General features: G+C 41.8%; 17 protein-coding genes. 1 reads left to right on the forward strand and 16 read right to left on the reverse strand.

The genetic code is table 11. The features are described from left to right. Positions 1–184 precede the first annotated feature (184 nt). From rho to ACFSFY_RS15205, 6 genes are all read right to left on the reverse strand, one after another. Positions 185–1,468 carry a transcription termination factor Rho gene (rho, locus tag ACFSFY_RS15180; protein WP_381539472.1) on the reverse strand — a complete coding sequence of 428 codons (1,284 nt, stop codon included), beginning with the start codon at positions 1,466–1,468 and terminating at the stop codon, positions 185–187. Positions 1,469–1,579: 111 nt separating this feature from the next. Beyond that, entirely contained in the window at positions 1,580–2,545 is a 966-nt protein-coding gene (glpX, locus tag ACFSFY_RS15185) for a class II fructose-bisphosphatase (RefSeq protein ID WP_381539474.1), read from the reverse strand. A gap of 82 nt (positions 2,546–2,627) precedes the next feature. Further along, complete coding sequence (locus ACFSFY_RS15190) at positions 2,628–3,905, reverse strand: UDP-N-acetylglucosamine 1-carboxyvinyltransferase (RefSeq protein WP_381539476.1); 1,278 nt, start codon at positions 3,903–3,905, stop codon at positions 2,628–2,630. 19 nt (positions 3,906–3,924) lie between these two features. After that, on the reverse strand, positions 3,925–4,572 hold the full coding sequence (gene fsa / locus ACFSFY_RS15195; protein ID WP_381539478.1) for a fructose-6-phosphate aldolase: 648 nt from the start codon (positions 4,570–4,572) through the stop codon (positions 3,925–3,927). A 79-nt stretch (positions 4,573–4,651) separates the two neighbouring features. After that, positions 4,652–5,509 carry a class II fructose-bisphosphate aldolase gene (locus ACFSFY_RS15200; protein WP_381539480.1) on the reverse strand — a complete coding sequence of 286 codons (858 nt, stop codon included), beginning with the start codon at positions 5,507–5,509 and terminating at the stop codon, positions 4,652–4,654. Between the two features lie 108 nt (positions 5,510–5,617). Continuing rightward, positions 5,618–5,983: a response regulator gene (locus ACFSFY_RS15205; protein WP_381539481.1), complete on the reverse strand. Its 366-nt coding sequence runs from the start codon at positions 5,981–5,983 to the stop codon at positions 5,618–5,620. A 143-nt stretch (positions 5,984–6,126) separates the two neighbouring features. Between ACFSFY_RS15205 and ACFSFY_RS15210 the strand changes: the two genes are divergently transcribed. Next, on the forward strand, positions 6,127–6,642 hold the full coding sequence (locus tag ACFSFY_RS15210; RefSeq protein WP_381539483.1) for a DUF2529 family protein: 516 nt from the start codon (positions 6,127–6,129) through the stop codon (positions 6,640–6,642). Positions 6,643–6,693: 51 nt separating this feature from the next. Here the strand turns inward: ACFSFY_RS15210 and ACFSFY_RS15215 are convergent, their stop codons facing one another. The 10 genes from ACFSFY_RS15215 to ACFSFY_RS15260 form a co-directional block, all read right to left on the reverse strand. Continuing rightward, a complete protein-coding gene (locus ACFSFY_RS15215; protein WP_381539484.1) occupies positions 6,694–8,289 on the reverse strand; it encodes a CTP synthase in 1,596 nt (531 codons plus the stop codon). Positions 8,290–8,446: 157 nt separating this feature from the next. After that, positions 8,447–9,031, reverse strand: a complete 585-nt coding sequence (gene rpoE, locus ACFSFY_RS15220; RefSeq protein WP_381539486.1) for a DNA-directed RNA polymerase subunit delta — start codon at positions 9,029–9,031, stop codon at positions 8,447–8,449. A gap of 825 nt (positions 9,032–9,856) precedes the next feature. Further along, the gene (gene icmF / locus ACFSFY_RS15225) at positions 9,857–13,114 is read right to left on the reverse strand and encodes a fused isobutyryl-CoA mutase/GTPase IcmF (protein ID WP_381539488.1); all 3,258 of its coding nucleotides are present in this window, start codon (positions 13,112–13,114) and stop codon (positions 9,857–9,859) included. 21 nt (positions 13,115–13,135) lie between these two features. Further along, complete coding sequence (locus ACFSFY_RS15230; protein WP_381539491.1) at positions 13,136–13,762, reverse strand: TetR/AcrR family transcriptional regulator; 627 nt, start codon at positions 13,760–13,762, stop codon at positions 13,136–13,138. Between the two features lie 14 nt (positions 13,763–13,776). Further along, on the reverse strand, positions 13,777–14,916 hold the full coding sequence (locus ACFSFY_RS15235; RefSeq protein ID WP_381539493.1) for an acyl-CoA dehydrogenase: 1,140 nt from the start codon (positions 14,914–14,916) through the stop codon (positions 13,777–13,779). A 199-nt stretch (positions 14,917–15,115) separates the two neighbouring features. Next, positions 15,116–16,255 (reverse strand): acyl-CoA dehydrogenase, encoded by a 1,140-nt coding sequence (locus ACFSFY_RS15240; RefSeq protein WP_381539495.1) that lies wholly within the window; start codon positions 16,253–16,255, stop codon positions 15,116–15,118. 30 nt (positions 16,256–16,285) lie between these two features. After that, positions 16,286–17,137: a 3-hydroxybutyryl-CoA dehydrogenase gene (locus tag ACFSFY_RS15245; protein WP_381539497.1), complete on the reverse strand. Its 852-nt coding sequence runs from the start codon at positions 17,135–17,137 to the stop codon at positions 16,286–16,288. Next, entirely contained in the window at positions 17,127–18,332 is a 1,206-nt protein-coding gene (locus ACFSFY_RS15250) for an acetyl-CoA C-acetyltransferase (protein ID WP_381539499.1), read from the reverse strand. The genes ACFSFY_RS15245 and ACFSFY_RS15250 overlap by 11 nt, the downstream gene beginning before the upstream one ends. A gap of 150 nt (positions 18,333–18,482) precedes the next feature. After that, complete coding sequence (locus ACFSFY_RS15255) at positions 18,483–20,633, reverse strand: (Fe-S)-binding protein (protein WP_381539500.1); 2,151 nt, start codon at positions 20,631–20,633, stop codon at positions 18,483–18,485. Between the two features lie 341 nt (positions 20,634–20,974). After that, entirely contained in the window at positions 20,975–21,565 is a 591-nt protein-coding gene (locus ACFSFY_RS15260; protein ID WP_381539502.1) for a cob(I)yrinic acid a,c-diamide adenosyltransferase, read from the reverse strand. Position 21,566: the final 1 nt, after the last annotated feature.

The following is a 21,566-nucleotide window of genomic DNA, read 5'->3' on the forward strand; positions in this document are numbered from 1 at the left end:
GGTCTTTTCTCCTCTCGCCCTGAACCATCTGGAACAGAGTTTTTATTAAGACTGATGCCTTACACGGCCCGTTTATGTCAGCCGGATATGCAGCAAATCGATTAATTATTACTAAATGAATTATAACAAGTATTTTTTTAGAATGCAACTATTTAATTTCGGAAGCATTCTTGTCTATTTACTTTTATAAAAGTCCTTTTCCATTGCGATGAGTTTTCATTTCCGAGTCTAGTTTCTCAAAGAATTCTTCGTTTGTTTTGGATTGACGAAGTTTTTTCAAGAAGCGTTCGACAAAGTCTGGTGCATCAGAAAATGTTTTTCGGATTGCCCATAACTTCGTAAGCTGATCCTCTGGAATTAAAAGCTCTTCTTTTCGTGTTCCTGAGCGACGAATATCAAGTGCTGGGAAAATTCGTCGCTCTGCGAGATGACGGTCAAGATGGAGCTCTAAGTTACCAGTTCCTTTGAATTCTTCATAAATTACTTCATCCATTCTTGAGCCTGTATCAATTAGTGCTGTGGCTAGAATAGTTAAGCTGCCGCCTTCTTCAAGGTTACGAGCTGCTCCAAAAAATCGTTTTGGACGATGAAATGCGGCGGGATCGATTCCTCCTGAAAGTGTTCGACCACTTGGCGGAATAATGAGGTTATACGCTCGTGCCAAACGTGTTATGGAGTCCATTAAAATAATGACATCCCGCTTGTGCTCTACAAGTCTCATCGCTCTTTCAAGTACAAGTTCCGCAACTTTAACATGATTTTCCGGCAATTCATCAAACGTTGAACTTACAACGTCTGCTTTAACCGAACGTTCAATGTCCGTCACTTCTTCCGGTCTCTCGTCAATTAATAGGACAATGAGTTCAGCATCCGGATAGTTTGTTGTAATTGAGTTCGCAATTTCTTTTAGCAGCAACGTTTTACCTGCTTTAGGCGGTGCAACTATCAAACCACGTTGGCCAAATCCCACGGGTGCAACAAGATCCATAATACGTGTTGATAGACTCGAAGCATCTGTTTCAAGTTTGATATGACGTTCTGGGTAAAGCGGCGTAAGTGCTGGAAAATGCACACGGCCACGAGCTTCTTCAGGGTCGTCTCCGTTTACAGCTTCAACTTGAAGAAGTCCATAATACCTTTCAGACTCTTTTGGAGGTCGTACTTTCCCAGTTACTTTGTCACCGTTTCGAAGATCAAAGCGGCGGATTTGTGAGGCAGAAATATAGATGTCTTCTGAACTTGAAGAGTAGTTGATAGGACGTAAAAATCCATACCCTTCTGATTGAATGATTTCAAGAACGCCTTCCATGAAAAAGAAGCCATCCTGTTCAGCTCTCGCCTTTAGAATAGAATACACCAGTTCTTTTTTTGTTAATTTAGCATAATAAGAGATTTTGAATTCTTTAGCAAGGGCGTACAACTCTTTTAGAGTCATGTTTTCAAGCACCGACATTGTCAATATTGTCATTTAATGCACCACTCTTTAATTTAATGGGTATGAATTTTGAGGTTTTCGTAAACTTAATAACGCAAAATACGAACGAAGATGCCCGGCATAGTCGCCGGACATAGAGGTTAGTTAGTCTTGCATAACAAGTAGAGGTTTTTTCTTCATGCTGTGTCGACCTTCAACGAATCGAATTGTTCCTGATTTGGAACGCATAACAAGTGAATGTGTTTCACTGTATCCGCCTTTAAATTGCACTCCGCGAAGAAGCTCACCGTCTGTTACACCAGTTGCGGCAAAAATAGCGTCATCGCCTTTAACAAGATCATCCATATAAAGGATTTTCTCTACGTCTAGACCCATTTTTATGCAACGTGCGCGTTCTTCATCATTCGAAGGAACAAGTCTTCCTTGAATTTCACCACCGAGACATTTTAAACCGACTGCAGCGATAACGCCTTCAGGGGCACCACCAAGTCCAAATAAAATATCAACGCCTGTATTATCGAATGCTGTATTGATAGCCGCTGCTACATCACCATCATTGATGAGTTTAATACGAGCACCTGCTGCACGAATTTCAGCAATAATATCTGCATGACGTTCTCTGTTAAGAACCGTTGCAACTACGTCTCCGATGTCTTTGTTTTTTGCTTTGGCAACCGCAAGTAAGTTTTCAGTTACGGTAGCATCAAGGCTGATTTTACCTACAGCTTCTGGGCCAACAGCAATTTTATCCATATACATATCCGGTGCATTCAAAAGGTTTCCTTTGTCTGCAATCGCAATTACTGCAAGTGCGTTCCAGCCACCTGCTGCAACGATATTCGTTCCTTCAAGCGGATCTACTGCAACGTCCACTTCTGGACCGACTCCAGTTCCAAGCTTTTCTCCGATATAAAGCATTGGCGCCTCGTCCATCTCGCCTTCTCCAATAACAACCACACCTTGCATTGGAATTGTATCAAAAACGACGCGCATCGCTGTAGTTGCTGCATCGTCTGCTTCGTTTTTCAAGCCGCGCCCCATCCAACGTGCCGATGATACTGCTGCTGCTTCCGTTACACGAACTAACTCCATTGATAAACTACGTTCCATTTTTGTTCCTCCTGTTTTTACGAAAACATCCGCAATATTTATTACTTGAATTATTGTATCACAAAATAAATGGAGATTTTATTTAATCGCGAACAATCGCTTCTTCTGAAACCGATACTTTACGAATATCTGCTCCAATACCTTGAAGTTTTTCGATGAGCGAACTATATCCACGTTCAATGTGTTGGATTTCTTGTACTTCAGTTTCTCCTTCAGCAAGAAGACCTGCAAGAACAAGAGCTGCCCCAGCACGGAGGTCTGACGCCACTACAGTTGCGGCTTGAAGTTTTGTCGGGCCAGACAAAATGGCTGAACGGCCTTCGATACGTCCGTCTGCATTCATTCTGCTGATTTCGTCGATTTGCTTGAATCTTGCTGAATATACCGTATCCGTGATGATTGACGACCCAATGGCTTGAGTTAAGAGGACAGAAAAAGGTTGTTGGAGATCTGTTGGAAATCCTGGATAGACAAGTGTTTTTACATCAACAGCTTGTAACTTTTCAGTCTTCGGAATGAAAATACGTTCATCTTCCTCGACAACGTTAACACCCATTTCCCGAAGCTTCGCAGTTAATGCTTCTACGTGAAAAGGAATTACGTTATCAATTGTGACGCCGTCTCCTGCTGCTGCTGCCATAATCATAAACGTTCCAGCTTCAATACGGTCTGGAATGATTGTATGTCTTGTGCCGTGTAATTTTTCAACGCCTTCAATACGAATTACATTTGTTCCGGCACCTTTAATATTGGCACCCATATTGGATAGCAATGTAGCAACATCAATAATTTCAGGCTCTTTTGCTGCGTTTTCAATTGTTGTACGACCCTTTGCTAAAACCGCCGCAAGCATAATATTAATGGTTGCCCCTACACTTACTACGTCTAAATATATTTTTGCTCCGCGTAGTTCTTCAGCACGCAAATAAATTGCACCGTGTTCATTTGTTACTTTGGCTCCAAGTGCTTCGAACCCTTTAATATGCTGATCAATAGGTCTTGGACCGAGATGACAACCGCCTGGAAGACCAATTACTGCATGTTTAAAGCGACCGAGCATCGCACCCATCAAATAATAAGAGGCACGTAATTTCTTCACATTTCCATTGGGTAGCGGCATAGAAATCATTTCAGAAGGATCGATTGTCATCTGTCCGTTTTCAAAATTCACTTTCCCGCCAATATCTTCCAGTAAGGCTTGCAAAGTGTGTACATCTGAAATTTCGGGAAGCCCATCGATTGTAACCATCGAATCCGCTAAAATGGAAGCAGGTATAAGAGCCACTGCACTGTTCTTAGCCCCACTTACTTTAATTGTACCTTGTAGGCGTTTGCCGCCTTTTATTTTATAAACGTCCATTTTGCTCTCCTTTAGTACATTACTTATTCTTTCTTGTTTCCCAATCCGATAGAAACGCTTCGATTCCTTTATCTGTTAAAGGATGCTTAAACATTTGTTGAAGTATATTGAACGGTATCGTCGCTATGTGCGCACCGTTTAATGCTGCATCCGTAACATGCTGTGGACTGCGAATCGATGCTGCGATAATCTCAGACTTAATATCATGAAGCATAAAAATATCAGCAATCGTGGCGATTAAAGTCATTCCATCCTGACCGATATCATCCAATCTTCCAAGAAACGGGGAAACATATGAAGCACCTGCCCGGGCTGCAAGAAGGGCTTGGTTTGCACTGAAAATGAGCGTGACATTCGTTTTAATGCCTTCATCTCTAAAAACAGAACATGCTTTTAATCCTTCAGGTGTCATCGGTAGTTTTACTGTGATGTTTGGAGCGATTTTTGCAAGCTCGCGACCTTCTTTTAGCATCCCTTCCGCATCCAAAGAAATTACTTCCGCACTAACGGAATTGTCAACAAGCTCCGTAATTTGTTTCAAACGTTCATGAAACGGCACATCTTCCTTTGCAACAAGAGAAGGGTTTGTCGTTACACCCGAAAGTATTCCCCAGCTGTGGGCTTCTTTAATTTCTTCAAAGTTTGCTGTATCAATAAAAAACTTCATGATTTTAACCTCCATTTAGTATCAAAAAAAGAGGAGAAATCTACCATTCTCGGTGCTTCTCCTCTTCAATAAAACAAACTCACGCTTTTCCGGAACTACCAAATTCACGCATTTTGCCGATAACCGTTTTTTTAATGGCATCTCGCATTGGTGTTAAATATTTTCTTGGATCATAAACTTCTGAATCTGCATTTAGTGTATCACGAACAGCTTGCGTACCTGTAATCTGACTCTCCGTGTTGACATTGATTTTCGCCGATCCCAGAGAAATTGCACGTTTAATGTCCTTCGTTGGAATTCCAGTTCCACCGTGTAAAACAAGTGGTAAATCCGATTGTTTCGAAATGACTTCCATTTCCTCAAAACCTAGATTCGGTTCGCCTTGATAGGGTCCGTGGACCGATCCAAGGGCAGGCGCAAGACAATCAATTCCAGTCTTATCGACAAGCTCCTTACATTCCGCTGGGTCCGCATAAATTACGCCATCTGCGATAACATCGTCTTCTTGTCCTCCAACAACACCAAGTTCCGCTTCAACGGATACACCGCGTTCATGTGCATACTCTACAACACTTTTTGTAATTCGAATATTTTCTTCAAGTGGTTTTGTTGATGCATCAATCATTACTGAAGTAAATCCAGCTTCAATGGCCTCTTTGCATTTCTCAAAGCTTGAGCCGTGATCCAGATGAATCGCTACTGGAACAGTTGTTTTATAATCGTGCATGAGTCCTTTAACCATATGAACGACAGTAGTAAAGCCGCCCATATATCTTGCAGCACCTTCTGATACGCCAAGGATTACCGGTGATTGTTCTTCTTCTGCTGCTTGTAAAATCGCTTGTGTAAATTCGAGATTATTTAAGTTAAATTGACCGATTGCATATCCTTCTTTTTTACCTTTTATCATCATTTCTTTCATTGAAACTAAAGCCATTGATGTTCCTCCTTGGATGTCTTGCTGTGTCATTCGCTTCTAAGTGATCCTGTTATTTACTACTATTATCATACCAAAAGCAGACAGTGTTTACCACTGTCTGCTTAGTTAGCTTCGCAAGATTTCGTTCACCGTACTCACCAATTCGGCAATATTAAACGGCTTTTCAAAAAAGGCATTTGCGCCATTTCTGATTATTTCCTCTTGTAATTCAGAATCAGAGTAAGCAGTCATCATTAAAACAGGCACTTCTGGCCATCTTTGTTTCATTCTTCTTAAAACTTCAAGACCATCCATCCCAGGCATGTTCATGTCCAAAAGTACGCAATCTGGGGTTTTCTGTTCCATTTCTTGGATTGCTTTCAATCCATTTGCTACAAGTGTTGTTAGATGTCCCTCTGTACGAAATATTTCATCAAGTAGAAGACGGATACCTGTTTGATCGTCAACAATTAACAGATTTTTCACATGCATCCTCTCTTTCTAGTAGCTCGTTGGCATTTCGCTTCATAATGGTATATTCTTCACTATAAGCGTAACATCCTTTTTTTAAGCTTATTTTCCTAAGATTAAGTTAAGGTTAAATAGTACTTCAATTATTTATCGGAGGGTCCAAAATGAAAATGTTAACCACACAAATCAATGGTTTATTGCAACGAATTGGTGCAAATAACGCAGATTCCATTGAAGAAACTGCAAGACTTCTGGCACAAGCGTCCATTGGTGAGGGACGAGTCATTCTTGCTGGTTTCGATGAAATGGAAGCAGTGTATTTATTAGCCAAACTCGGTGTCGAACCGTTCGAAAACATCCATCCCTATGTAATCGGCATGTCCATTGGAAAAGCAGATCGTGTATGGATTTTATCGAGAAACGAGGCCGATTTACGCGTTTTAGAACTTGCTCGACGTCTCGCAAGCGAGTTCATTCCATTCGCCGCTGTCGCTTCCGGAAAGCCTGAAGCGAACAATGAACTTGCAGACCTTGCAACAACATATATCTACACTGGATTAGCGCAAGGACTACTCCCCGGTGACGACAACAAGCGCATCGTTCAACCACATCTGCTTGCGACACTCTATGTATATGAGGGTGTTAAGCTCAGTTATGATGAAATGCTTTCAGATGAGTAAATAAAAAAGCATTAAAACGGTTTTTCCCGCTTTAATGCTTTTTTAATACTTCTATTCGTTTTTCATTGCTAACGCTGCACCAATAAACTCTTTGAATAAAGGCTGTGGGCGTGTAGGTCGTGATGCAAATTCAGCATGGAACTGGCATCCAACAAAAAACGGTCTGTCTTTAAGCTCAATAATTTCAACTAGGTGATCATCTGGACTCATTCCCGAGAAAATCAGTCCAACATTTTCCAATGGTTCACGGAATTCATTGTTGAACTCATACTCATGACGATGACGTTCATAAATCAATTCTTCACCGTATGCTTCGCTCGCCATTGTTCCTGGTGTTACTTTACATGGGAATAAACCAAGACGTCTTGTCCCACCATTGTCATCATTATAAGCGGGCACACTGATGATTGCATTTTTTGTTTCCGGATTAAATTCAGTCGAATGTGCATCTTTTAAGCCAACTACATTTCGAGCAAATTCAATTGCCGCTAACTGCATACCAAGTGCAATTCCGAAAAACGGAACATTTTGTTCACGGGCATACGTGATTGCTTCAATTTTCCCATCGATTCCACGATCTCCGAAACCGCCTGGAACAATAACGCCATCCACATCGCTTAAGAACTCCGCTACGTTTTCGCGCGTTACTTCTTCAGAATTAATCCACTTCACTTCAATTTCAGCATCATAGCTAAATCCAGCATGACGAAGTGATTCTACTACCGAGATATATGCATCTTGAAGTTCAACATATTTCCCTACAAGGCCAATGCGAACTTTTTTCGAAAGAGATTTCACAAGCGTTACAAGCTCTCTCAGTTCAGTCATATCTGGTTCATCCGTTTCAAGCTCAAGGAAATCAACGACAATCTTGTCCATATTTTGCTCATGCAATAACAAAGGAACTTCGTATAGTGAATCGGCATCAATTGCTTCAATAACCTCTTCAGGTTTTATGCTGCAAAACAGAGCAATTTTATCTTTCATATCTTGTGGAAGGTGATATTCACTTCGAACCACAATAATATTCGGTTGAATTCCAAGTCCACGAAGTTCTTTAACACTGTGTTGTGTAGGCTTTGTTTTCAGTTCACCCGCAGCTTGAAGATAAGGAACTAATGTACAGTGAATAAAGAGCACATCGTTTTTACCAAGATCCATTTTCATTTGACGGATTGCTTCGATGTATGGAAGTGATTCGATATCCCCTACACTTCCGCCTATTTCTGTAATGACGACATCCGCATTTGTTTCCTTACCCGCACGCAATATACGTTCTTTTATTTCATTCGTAATGTGAGGAATTACTTGAACGGTTGCACCATCATAATCTCCACGACGTTCTTTTTTCAGAACAGATGAATAGACTTTCCCCATCGTTACGTTGGAGTATTTATTTAATTTAATATCAATGAAACGCTCATAATGACCTAAGTCTAAATCTGTCTCAGCACCATCTTCGGTAACAAAAACTTCACCGTGTTGGTATGGACTCATTGTTCCAGGATCAACGTTTATGTACGGGTCAAATTTCTGAATGGTTACTTGAAGACCGCGACTTTTCAGCAAGCGACCGAGTGATGCCGCCGTAATTCCTTTACCCAATGAGGATACGACCCCACCTGTTACGAATATATATTTTGTCATTGCTTATTCCTCCGTTCGTTCGATTTATAAAATTAAAAAAAGCGCCCCGTCTGCAGTTTTGCCAGCAGTAGGAGCGCATATGCACTGATTTTCATGTGTCCTTAATTTTAAGGAGCCCAGTAAAATCTTATATTGCGCTGTCGCTGAAGTCAAGGATTTATTCTTCCTCTTCTTCCTCTTCTTCATCGTCGTCAAGTTCCACATCGTCTGGAATGACTTCTAAGTCGTCATCAGGGTCAAGAAGATCTTCATCGATTTCAACGACTTCTTCTTCCTCGTCGTCTTCATCGTCATCTTCTTCTGTATCAATTTCGTCAAACCCTTCAACAACTAGGTCATCCTCTTCTTCATCATCATCGTCGTCCTCATCGTCATCGTCTTCTAGATCATCGAAATCGTCGTCAAGAAGGACTTTCTTTTTCTTACGTTTCCTACGTACTTTTACGACAGGAGCCGTTTCTTCTTCAAGCGTGTCCACTGGATACCACTCGCGAAGTCCCCAACGAATGTCGTCAATGGAAAGAAAACGTCCGTCGATATTCATGTCCGTGTAAAACTGTTGCATATTATCTGCCATTGCTTTTACAGTTACTCCATTAAGCTTACGAACTTCGTCCATTAGTTGGCGTAATGTTAAATGTTCTCCTTTGCCTCTTTCAGTTAAGACTGCATAGGCGATATCAATCATCGATTCTTCCGAAAGTTGTTCTTTCGTCATTTCACGGATATTCAATAAACACACGTCCCTTCTTTAAAGATAGATAACCATCATTAAAAAAAGAGACCAGACAAACCCAGCCTCTTTTATGTACAAGTCAAATCTACATTACTGTATTCATCATACTATATCTTAAAAATAAGGATACGTAAAGTATTGTGTATTAATCAATTATTTTTCGCTTTTCAATTTCTTCCACTCTTTAAGTTGCTTGTAAGCGATGAATGCTAAGTAAATTGTGATTAGGGAAAATGCAATCGCGCCTAATCCATTCCCGTAAAGATAGTATGTGAGAGTAATAAGTATAGCGATAATCAATATGTGTAGATACAACTTCATAGCAGCACCACTTTCCAAGCGATTCTTTATTTTGTTCTAGATTCTATTATACGTATCTACTTCCGCTAATATCCATTCTCTCACAATCTTTAGAAAGTTTCTATGATGGTTTTTGGATTGGATTAGTTAATTCTTTGATTCTTTAATTGGGTGTACTTCCCAAATCCGCTTGGCGCTTGCGCCTGCAGGATGCAGGTGTGCAGCCATTGCCGCATGGAGGCGGCGTTCTTTGGCTGCCCTCCTTTATTTGACGCTTTGGCGCTAGATGGATCATTCTCAGTGAATTGTAGGAGTGCCTAGTGCACAAAGAAATCTGGTTGGACCAAAAACGGTTTGGTTGTACTATCCCGGCGCTTGGTTGGATAAACCAGAGTCTTGGTTGGACTAACCGATTTTGGTTGCACTAAATAAAAATTGGTTGGACTAACCCGTTGGTTGATTGTACTATCCACCAAGTTGGTTGGATGAACGCAAGTTTCGTTGCACACACAGCACCCACAGTACTTCCACTTACATATTTCGTCTGTATTGTCCGCCTACTTCGTACAAGGCGTTTGTGATTTGGCCTAGGCTTGCTACTTTTACGGTTTCCATTAGCTCGGCGAAGATGTTGCCGCCTGTTACGGCTACTTCTTTAAGTTGTTTTAAAGCGTTGTCGAGTTCGCTTTCGTTTCTCTTTTGGAATGCCCGTAGGTTTAAGATTTGTGTTTCTTTTTCTTCTTTTGTTGCACGTGCAATTTCCATGTTGTCGACGTCGTCTGCTGATGGTGGATTTGGATTCAAGTACGTGTTCACACCAATGATTGGGAGTTCGCCTGTATGTTTTTTCATTTCATAAAACATGGATTCTTCTTGAATTTTACCTCTTTGGTATTGTGTTTCCATTGCTCCGAGAACGCCGCCGCGGTCATTCATGCGATTGAATTCGACGAGAACTGCTTCTTCGACAAGGTCCGTCACTTCATCAATGATGAATGCTCCTTGAAGTGGATTTTCGTTTTTCGAAAGGCCGTGTTCTTTTGTAATGATCATCTGAATGGCCATTGCACGACGAACAGACTCTTCTGTAGGCGTTGTAATGGCTTCGTCGTATGCATTTGTATGAAGCGAGTTACAGTTGTCCTGGAGTGCCATGAGCGCTTGTAGCGTTGTGCGAATATCGTTAAAGTCGATTTCCTGCGCATGCAGGCTTCGTCCGGATGTTTGGACGTGGTATTTCAACTTTTGGCTTCGTTCGTTTGCGCCGTATTTCTCACGCATTGCAACTGCCCAAATGCGACGAGCTACGCGGCCAATTACCGTGTACTCTGGATCTAAACCATTCGAGAAAAAGAAAGATAGATTGGGTGCGAAATCATCGATGTTCATTCCTCGGCTTAAATAATACTCGACATACGTAAAACCGTTGGCCAATGTAAATGCGAGCTGTGAAATCGGATTCGCTCCGGCTTCTGCAATATGGTAGCCCGAAATTGAAACCGAATAGTAATTGCGAATTTTTTCGTCAATGAAATACTGCTGAATATCGCCCATGAGCCTGAGTGCAAATTCTGTTGAGAAAATACATGTGTTTTGCCCTTGGTCCTCTTTCAATATATCCGCTTGCACTGTGCCTCGAACAACTTGCATCGTTCCCTCTTTGACCGCTGTATACTCTTCAAGCGTCAATGTACGACCAAGTTCTTCTTCGTTTTTCTTCACTTGTTGATCGATTGCGGTATTCATAAACATCGCTAGAATAATTGGAGCAGGTCCGTTAATGGTCATTGAAACAGACGTTGCAGGTGCACAAAGATCGAAACCTTCATACAACTTCTTCATATCTTCAAGCGTACAAATGCTGACACCAGATTCTCCAACTTTCCCGTAAATATCGGGACGCTCGTGTGGATCTTCACCGTACAACGTTACTGAGTCGAATGCTGTCGATAAACGCTTGGCATCATCGTCTTTGGATAAATAATGAAAACGGCGGTTCGTTCGCTCAGGCGTTCCTTCTCCCGCAAATTGACGTTTTGGATCTTCCCCCTCACGTTTAAACGGGAACACACCCGCCGTATACGGATAAGAACCTGGAACGTTTTCACGATATACCCAGCGAATAATTTCTCCGTAATCTTTAAACTTCGGAAGCGAAACTTTGGGAATTTTCGAGCCAGACAGACTTACCGTCCGAAGAATTGTCCGAATTTCCTTATCGCGTACTTTGGTTACAAGTTCATCGCCAGCATACGATTCCTTCAACTGCTCCCAGTTTGCTAAAATGCGCTTGGATTCAGCTGTCAGTTCGTCACGAACACCATCTGCGAGTGAGTTTAACGATGCAACAAGTGCGTCGTCTGGAGCTTTTTCTAGAACAACATCCCGTGCCCCTTCAAGTTGAAACAATTTGCGTGCGAGCTCTTCTTGAACTTCGGACTTTTTATGATATCCCCGAACCGAATCGGTAATTTCACGTAAGTAATGAAGACGCTCTGTTGGAATGATGACGTTTTGTTTCTGCGTTTTTACAAATTCAGTATATGAAGTTTCCCAGTCCAAACCGCATTTTTCATTCAAAACATTGACGATTGCACCAAAAAGGTAATTCGTTCCTTTGTCATTGAACTGACTTGCGATTGTTCCGTAAACCGGCATTTGATCGATTTCTTTATCCCATAACAGACGACTGCGTTGGAACTGTTTTTGTACTTGGCGCATCGCGTCTTCTGAGCCTTTACGTTCAAACTTATTGATGGCAATTAAATCCGCATAATCAATCATGTCGATTTTCTCCAGTTGTGTTGGCGCACCAAATTCACTCGTCATTACATACATCGAAACGTCTGCAATGTCCGCAATATCGGCATCCCCTTGACCAATACCACTTGTTTCAACAACAATTAAATCGAATCCCGCAACTTTCACGATATCCAGTACATCTTTAATAGCACCCGAAAGTTCCGAACGAGAACCCCTTGTTGCAAGACTGCGCATGAATACTCGCTTGTTGAAAATCGAATTCATCCGTATCCGGTCCCCGAGAAGCGCGCCGCCTGTTTTCTGCTTCGTTGGATCAATCGAAAGGATCGCGACTTTCTTATCCGGAAGTTCATGAAGAAATCTCCGAATTAATTCATCCGTAAGAGAACTTTTCCCCGCTCCACCCGTACCGGTAATTCCAAGTATCGGAGTGTCTTTCGACATTTCTCTCGCTTTTTGAATCAGTGCTTTTGCGTCGGAATTGTCTTTGTCGTACGTTTCTTCAGCATACGTAATTAAGTTTGCGAGCACTTCTGGGTTTTCAGTAGTTACCTTTTCAAGATTCGCCATTTCATCATCAATTTCTGTGAGGAAATCGCACTCTTCCATCATTTGGTTAATCATCCCTTGAAGGCCTAATTTTCGACCGTCTTCAGGCGAGAACACCCATGAAATTCCATACTCATGCAGTTCCTTGATTTCCTTTGGGATAATAACGCCGCCGCCACCTACATAAATACGGATATGAGGCGCATTGCGTTCTTGCAGCAAGTCGTACATATATTTGAAGTATTCAACATGTCCGCCTTGGTACGAAGACATTGCAATCGCTTGTACATCTTCTTGGATTGCAGCATTTACAATTTCCTCGACCGAGCGATTATGCCCAAGATGAATGACTTCTGCACCTGTTGATTGCAAAATACGACGCATAATATTAATGGATGCATCATGCCCGTCAAACAAACTTGATGCCGTCACAAAACGTATATGATGTTTCGGTTTATACACTTCTACTGTCGCCATTTATAGTACACCCCTTTTTAATTAATGAACGTTTACCATTCCATTCATAAGCTGATCTGTTTGAACTTGAATGTATTCTTCAATTGAATAATTTGCATGAAGTGCCCATCTGCGAAATGCCCACATTTGACCTTGAACAACGATGTGGTGTGCAGTTAAGTTTATATTCTTTTTTTCGGTACGCAGTTCCCCCGACTTAACGCACGATTCTAGAAGATTCTCAAACAGAGCAACCATAAGCATTTCCTTCTTCAGCACATATTGCAACGCATCTTTTGGTAAGGACTTCGATTCTTGATACATCACGAGAAACTCGTCCGACATATCATCGATTAAACTAAAGTACTGATGGATTGCTAATTTTAGACCATTCAGCGTTCCGTCCGTCAAGGAAAGCGCGGAGAGACGATTGTTCACTTCGTCGTAAATACTGTCACAAACGAGGAACAGCACATCTTCCTTCGTTCGAATGTATTCGTAAAGTGTACCAATACTAAAACCCGCTTCTTTCGCAATTTCACGCGTTGTCGTCCGGTGAAAACCTTTTTCTTTAAACAGTTTTACCGATCCCTGAATCATTTGGTTGCGACGTATTTCAATTAAGTTCTCATCTTTTACCGATGATTTCACTTCACGTTTCATAGTCACTTCTGCACCTCTACTCATTTTGTAAGCATGCGTGAAATCACAAGACGTTGAATTTCTTGCGTTCCTTCATAAATTTGAGTGATTTTCGCGTCGCGCATATAGCGTTCTACCGGATAATCTTTTGTATATCCATATCCACCAAATACTTGAACAGCATCCGTTGTAACTTTCATTGCAGTGTCTCCAGCCATTAGTTTCGCCATAGCGGACTCTTTACCATAAGGCAGACCGTTCGACTCGAGCCAAGCTGCTTGGTACGTCAGAAGACGTGATGCTTCAATAGACGTTGCCATATCCGCTAGTTTAAAACCGATTCCTTGGTTGGCAGCGATTGGTTTACCGAACTGTTCGCGTCCTTTTGCATATTCCACAGAAGCATCCAGTGCACCTTGTGCGATTCCCACAGCTTGTGCCGCGATACCGTTACGCCCACCGTCCAATGTTTTCATTGCAATGACAAAGCCATCGCCGATATTTCCAAGTAAGTTTTCTTTTGGTACACGACAATTATCGAACATAATTTCAGTCGTTGGTGATGAACGAATTCCAAGTTTGCGTTCTTTTTTCCCAACAGAGAAACCTGGGAAGTCTTTTTCGACAATAAATGCACTCGTTTCAGGACGCTTGCCTTCTGAATTGGTCACTGCAAAAACGACGTAAATGTCTGCAATACCACCATTTGTAATAAAGATTTTCGAACCATTAAGGACATAGTCGTCTCCGTCGAGTTTCGCAGTTGTTCTCATTGCGCCAGCGTCTGAACCGGAAGCAGGTTCCGTCAATCCGTAAGCACCGATTTTCGTTCCTTCTGCCATTGGGCGAAGGTATTTCTGCTTTTGCTCTTCTGTTCCATATTTATAAACCGGCCACCCTGCAAGAGATGTATGAGCTGAAAGCGTTACTCCCATTGATGCACACACGCGTGAAAGCTCTTCAACCGCAATCACATACGCAAGGAAGTCACTTCCGATACCGCCGTATTCTTCCGGCCAAGGAATACCTGTTAAACCGAGGTCCGCCATTTTTTTGAATAAATCCATATCAAATCGTTCTTCTTCATCACGTTCTGCTGCAGTCGGCGCAACTTCCTTCATTGCAAAATCACGTACCATTTTCCGGATCATTTCATGTTCTTCTGATAGTTTAAAATTCATTTGTTTTCCCACCTATGATTTATTTTTTTGGTTTCTCTATTTATTGATTTCGTTGGACTAAGTACAGTTCTGGTTGGACTAATCCGATTCTGGTTGGACTATCGGTTTGCTTCGTTGGACTAAACCGTTCTGGTTGGATCATCCGCTCGCTTCGTTGGACTAAACCGATTCTGGTTGGACAATCCAACCCCTACACTTCCTATTGCCTCGTTAAGAATTTGCTAATAACAATGCGCTGAATTTCGCTTGTACCTTCGTAGATTTCCGTTACTTTCGCGTCGCGGAAATAGCGTTCTACCGGATAATCTTCTGTATAACCGTATCCTCCAAACACTTGAACTGCTTCGATGGATCCATCGACAGCTGCTTTTGAGGCGAATAGTTTTGCCATGGATGCTTCTTTTCCACACGGCAACCCCTCTGAGCGGAGCTGTGCAGCGCGGTAGACGAGTAATCTTGCTGCTTCCACTGCCGTCGCCATATCAGCGAGTTTGAATCCAATTCCTTGTTGCTCTGAGATCGGTTTGCCGAACTGGACACGTTGTTTTGCGTAGCCGGTTGCCGCTTCAAGCGAGGCTTCTGCAATGCCGAGCGCTTGAGCTGCGATGCCGATTCGACCAACGTCTAAGTTTGCCATCGCAATTTTAAACCCTCCACCTTCTTCACCAAGAAGATTTTTGGCAGGCACTTTCATGTTGTCAAAAATCAATTCAACGGTACGAGAACCGTGTAGTCCCATTTTACGTTCATCTTTTCCGATAATTAAACCAGGTGTGTTTTTATCGACAATAAAAGCCGAAATGCCGTACGTTTTCTTAGAAGGATCCGTCGATGCAAAAACAATATATACATCTGCTTCCCCACCATTTGTAATAAACATTTTCGAACCGTTTAAAATGTATTCATCACCGGATTTCACCGCGCGTGTTTTTAATGAACCCGCATCAGAACCTGAAGAAGATTCGGTTAAACAAAAGGCACCTAGGTATTCACCACTCGCCATTTTGGGTAAATAATGATTTTTCTGTTCTTCATTTCCAAAATACATGATTGGGTTTGTGCCTACAGAAGTGTGTACGGATAAGATTACTCCGACAACTGCACTCACTTTGGACAGCTCATGAATTGCGGTAATATAAGAAACGAAATCCATATTTGAACCGCCGTATTCTTCTGGAACAGTAATGCCCATCAAACCAATCTCGCCCATTTTCTTCAAGATCCCTCTAGGAAACTCGCCGGCTTCCATATTCGGAATAAAGGGTTCAATTTCTTTCTTCGCAAAAGTACGGACCATATCACGCATCATCAGTTGTTCTTCAGTATGTGCTAAATTCATATGCGCTTCTCCTTAAAGGTCATTAACCTTTTATTCATAACTGTAAAATCCGCGACCTGATTTCTTGCCATACCAACCCGCATTGACATACTTTCTAAGCAGTGGACACGGTCTATATTTGGAGTCTCCGAATCCTTCATGCAATGTTTCCATAATATAAAGACATGTATCGAGTCCAATGAAGTCCGCGAGTTGTAGGGGGCCCATTGGGTGATTCATACCCAGTTTCATAACGTCGTCAATGGCTTCTTTTGTAGCGACACCTTCATAAAGTGTGTAAATCGCTTCGTTGATCATCGGCATAAGTACGCGATTTGCAACGAAACCAGGGAAATCGTTTACTTCCACCGGAACTTTTGTTAGATCCCTTGTTAAATCTTCAACGGCTTTATACACTTCATCTGTTGTCGCAAGTCCTCGAATAATTTCTACGAGTTTCATAACAGGTACTGGATTCATAAAGTGCATGCCGATTACTTTTTCCGGACGAGCTGTAACCGCAGCGAGCTCGGTGATCGACAAAGATGAAGTATTTGTAGCAAGAATCGTATGTGATGGTGCTATTGCATCTAACTTCTTAAAAATCGTCTTTTTAATGTCCATATTTTCAACAGCTGCTTCGATAATTAAATCCACATTTTCAGCATCTTGAAGATCGAGTGACTTACTAATCCTCGCTAGTATGGCATTTTTTTCATCTTCCGTCATTCGTTCTTTTTCGACACTTCTAGACAAGTTTTTCGTAATTCCAGCAAGCCCTTTTGCAAAGGACTCTTCTTTAATATCGTTTAAATAAACCGCGTAGCCTGCCTGAGCGCATACTTGAGCGATTCCTGAACCCATTTGTCCTGCACCGATGACCATTATTTTGTTAATTTCCATTACTTGGTCCCCCCACTTCAATCATAACTGCGTCGCCTTGACCGCCACCCGAGCAAATCGATGCAATACCGATTCCACCGCCGCGGCGTTTGAGTTCATAGGCTAGTGTCAAGATAATGCGAGCACCACTAGCTCCAATTGGATGTCCGAGTGCGACTGCGCCCCCGTTGACGTTCACTTTTTCAGGATCCAGTCCTGCGATTTCCGAACTTGCAAGTGCAACTGCCGCAAATGCTTCATTTATTTCAAAGAGGTCAATCTCTTCAAGTTTTTTACCTGTCTTTTTCAATAATTCATTAATCACAAGCCCTGGTGTTTGAGGGAAGTTCTTCGGTTCAATCGCCACTTCCGCATGACCAATAATCGTTGCGAGAGGTGTTTTCCCTTCACTTTTCGCACGAGATTCACTCATAAGAACAAGAGCACATGCCCCGTCATTCACTCCAGGTGCATTGCCTGCTGTAATTGTTCCGTCTTTACCAAATGCAGGACGCAATTTCGCAAGCGTTTCAAGTGACGTATCCGAGCGCGGTGCTTCGTCTGTATCGACGATTAACGGGTCGCCTTTTCTCTGTTTGAGTTCAACAGGAACAATTTCTTCTTGAAATAAACCGCCATTAATTGCCTGTAATGCACGTTCATGACTGCGAAGAGACCATGCATCTTGAGCTTCTCTTGTTAATGAAAATTCTTCGGCCGTAGAATTCCCGTATGTTCCCATATGGACGTTGTCCGGTGAAAATGAGCATGTAAGACCGTCGTAGATCATTCCGTCAATCAGTTGAGCATCGCCCATCCTCAGTCCGAATCGACCTTTTGGTAAGTAATAAGGCGCATTCGACATCGACTCCATTCCACCCGCAACGATAACTTCTTCGTCTCCGAGTCGGATGAGTTGGTCGCCAAGTGTAACGGCTCTCATTCCGGATGCACATACTTTATTAATCGTTTCAGTTTTGACACTCCACGGAATGCCCGCTTTTGTTGCCGCTTGCCTTGATGGAATTTGGCCTTGCCCTGCCTGAAGAACCGTACCGATGATCACTTCGTCAATTTCGGTTTCTTTAACGTCTGTTCGGTTAAGTGCCTCACGTATTGCCATTCCGCCTAGATCGCTTGCGGAAAGTGTTTGAAGTGAGCCTCCGAGTTTCCCAAATGGTGTACGTGCTCCCCCTAGAATAACCGTTCGAATCATTTCCATCGCCTCCAATTTTTGTTTGATAACGCTTTCAAGTGTTCACTGAATCACACGACTGAACGCTCGCTCAGTACTATTACAAAGAAAAAAGGAAGTGCGAACACTTCCTTTTTATCTAATTCATTCTATTATATCGAGTTTCTTCTGTTATTGCAAAATCGGTTCAACTTCTTCTGCCAACTCAGGTTTCCAGTCACTTCCGAAAATTGAGCGTTCAAGAAGTTCTGCAATATCATATGTGCCAACAGAGTTTTCTACTTCTTTCGCTTTCGTTCCATCTGACAACATTGTCAGACAGTACGGACAACCGGAAGAAATAATTCCTGGGCTCACTTCAAGTGCTTGTTCAGTACGGGCAACGTTTACGCGCTGTCCTACATCTTCTTCCATCCACATCATTCCGCCACCAGCTCCACAACACATTCCGTCTTCACGGCTACGTTCCATTTCAACAAGCTTTACACCTGGAATGGCTCTTAGAATTTCACGTGGTGGATCATAAACGTCATTATAACGTCCTAAATAACAAGAATCATGGAACGTAATCGTTTCGTCAATTTCATGTTCTGGCTTCAGAATCCCTTTTGACACTAAGTCATAAAGCATTTCAGTATGATGAAGGACCTCTGCTTTAAATCCAAAATCCGGGTATTCGTTTTTAAAGATGTTGTATGCGTGCGGATCGATTGTAACAATCTTCGTAATGCCCGCTTTTTCAAACTCTTCGATATTCGACGTAGCCAGTTCTTGGAATAAGAATTCATTTCCTAAACGGCGCGGTGTATCTCCAGAGTTCTTTTCTTTATTACCAAGAATAGCAAAGCTGATATCGGCCTTATTCATAAGATGTACAAAAGATTCGACAATTTTCTGAGATCTGCTGTCAAATGAACCCATTGAACCAACCCATAATAAGAATTCGAATTCTTTGCCTTCTTTTTTCAATTCTTTCACTGTTGGAATGTAAAGGTCTGGACGTGCTTCTCTCCATTTTTCCTTTTCTTTCCGGTTCAAGCCCCATGGATTACCTTGACGCTCGATGTTTGTCATCGCACGCTGTGCATCCGGGTTCACTTTTCCTTCAACCATAACAAGGTGACGACGTAGGTCGATAATTTTATCGACATGTTCGTTCATAACTGGACACTGATCTTCACAGTTACGGCAAGTCGTACAAGCCCAAATTTCTTCTTCAGTAATAATATCACCGATTAACGAAGGGTTGTATATATCGTCCATTGATGCGCCTTCAAGTCCCGCTGCAAATGCAATTTGATTCCCTTGCGAATTGTTAAACGCTAATGACGGAACCCATGGCTTTTGCTTTGTCACAAGTGCACCTGTATTTGTTAAGTTATCACGTAGTTTTGTGATTAAATCCATTGGAGACAACATTTTTCCTGTTCCAGTGGCAGGACACATATTCGTACAGCGTCCACACTCAACACAGGCGTAAAAATCAATCATTTGAATTTGTGTAAAGTCCGTAATTTTACCTACCCCAAGAGCAGGCATGTCCTCTTCGCTTTCAGCATTTTCCATCGCTTCGAAATCGATTGGAATAAGTCTTCCAGCATTATCAAGACGGTGAAAGTATGTATTTACCGGTCCTGCAATTAAGTGAGCATGCTTCGATTGTGGTACGTAAACTAAGAACGTTAATAGTATTAATAGGTGAACCCACCAGCCAATGAAAAAGATCACTGCTGCTCCAGTTGTTGGCATAAAGCCAAAGATGAGAGCAATTGCGGATGCAACCGGTTCAGTCCATGTTGCTGCATGACCGTGCCAAATCATATTCATACCGTTTGCTACAAGAGTTGAAAGCATTAAGCCTCCGATGAAAATAAGAACAAGTCCCGATTTCCATCCTCGTTTCAAACGTACGAGTTTTTCAATATAACGACGGTGAAACGCCCAAACTACTGCGACAAGTATCGTCAATACTACAATCTCTTGGAAAAAAGTGAAAAATCCGTAAACTGGACCTAGTGGTAGATGCGATCCCGGTTTCAACCCTTTCCAAACAAGGTCGATTGCCCCAAATTGAACCATTAAAAATCCGTAAAAGAACATAACATGAATCGTTCCACTTTTCTTGTCTTTCAATAGTTTCTTTTGACCGAATACATATATCCAAATATTACGAAGTCTTTCCGCAATATTATGATCAAATTCTACTTTCTTTCCAAGCTTAATGAACTGGATTCTTGTCTTAATTAAATGTGTAAATAATGCGAGTGCGTATGCGACAACTGCAAGAAATAGTACCCAATTCGCGATAAGTAGTGGTCCCACTAACCTTCTCCCCTTCCATGAAGTTAAATGCTATAGACTAGTGTAGTAGATACTTCACAATATGTCGATAGTGTATTTCCAATTATAAGTTATGAATGAGCGTTCAGTCAACACCCCTATTTTGGTATACAGCATGAATCAGCTTGCTACTTCACGCCATTTATCTGATAACAAAGGGTTTTGTGAGCATTAAGAAAGCTAGGGGGTAGTGACTATATTTATTTACAAGTATAAAAACCTTTGTTTAAATATTTTTAGAACTTTTTAAAAAATCTATAAGTAAATGAAAAAACAGCGTTTTCTATGTATCTCACACTCGTTTTTTGAATGTGAGAACTTAATTAAGATTCTGATTTTTTCTCGCTTTTTTCTGTTCTAAATACTTTTGCACTGCGAACGTATTCGTTATCCGCGATATTTAAACGAGCATTTACGATTCGAGCCGCAACGAAGAAGTAATCCGACAATCGGTTTAAATAACGAGCCACAATTGGCGATACATCTTCACTCGCTTTCATCAAAGTAACCGTTTGACGTTCAACACGTCTCGTTACAGTGCGCGCAATATGAAGCGTAGCAGCAGCAGGCGATCCTCCAGGTAATATAAACTTCTCAAGCGGTGGTGCTTCTTCCATTAAAGCGTCAATTCTTTGCTCCAATACTTCAACCGGTTCATCCGATAATTTATAATGGCGGTCTTTCATTACATTCGCAAGATCTGTTCCAGCATCGAACAACTCATTTTGAATGGCTTCAAGATCTACAAGCATATCCGCAAACAAAGTTGTATCCAGTTCCGTCATTGCTTTCCCAACGAATGAATTCAATTCATCCAACGTGCCGTAAGCTTCTACACGTAAATCGTCTTTGTCCACACGACCGCCTATTAAACTTGTTTGACCTTTATCCCCTGTTTTTGTATATATTTTCATA

This window comes from Sporosarcina siberiensis (genome assembly GCF_042681925.1).
Lineage (GTDB): Bacteria > Bacillota > Bacilli > Bacillales_A > Planococcaceae > Sporosarcina > Sporosarcina siberiensis.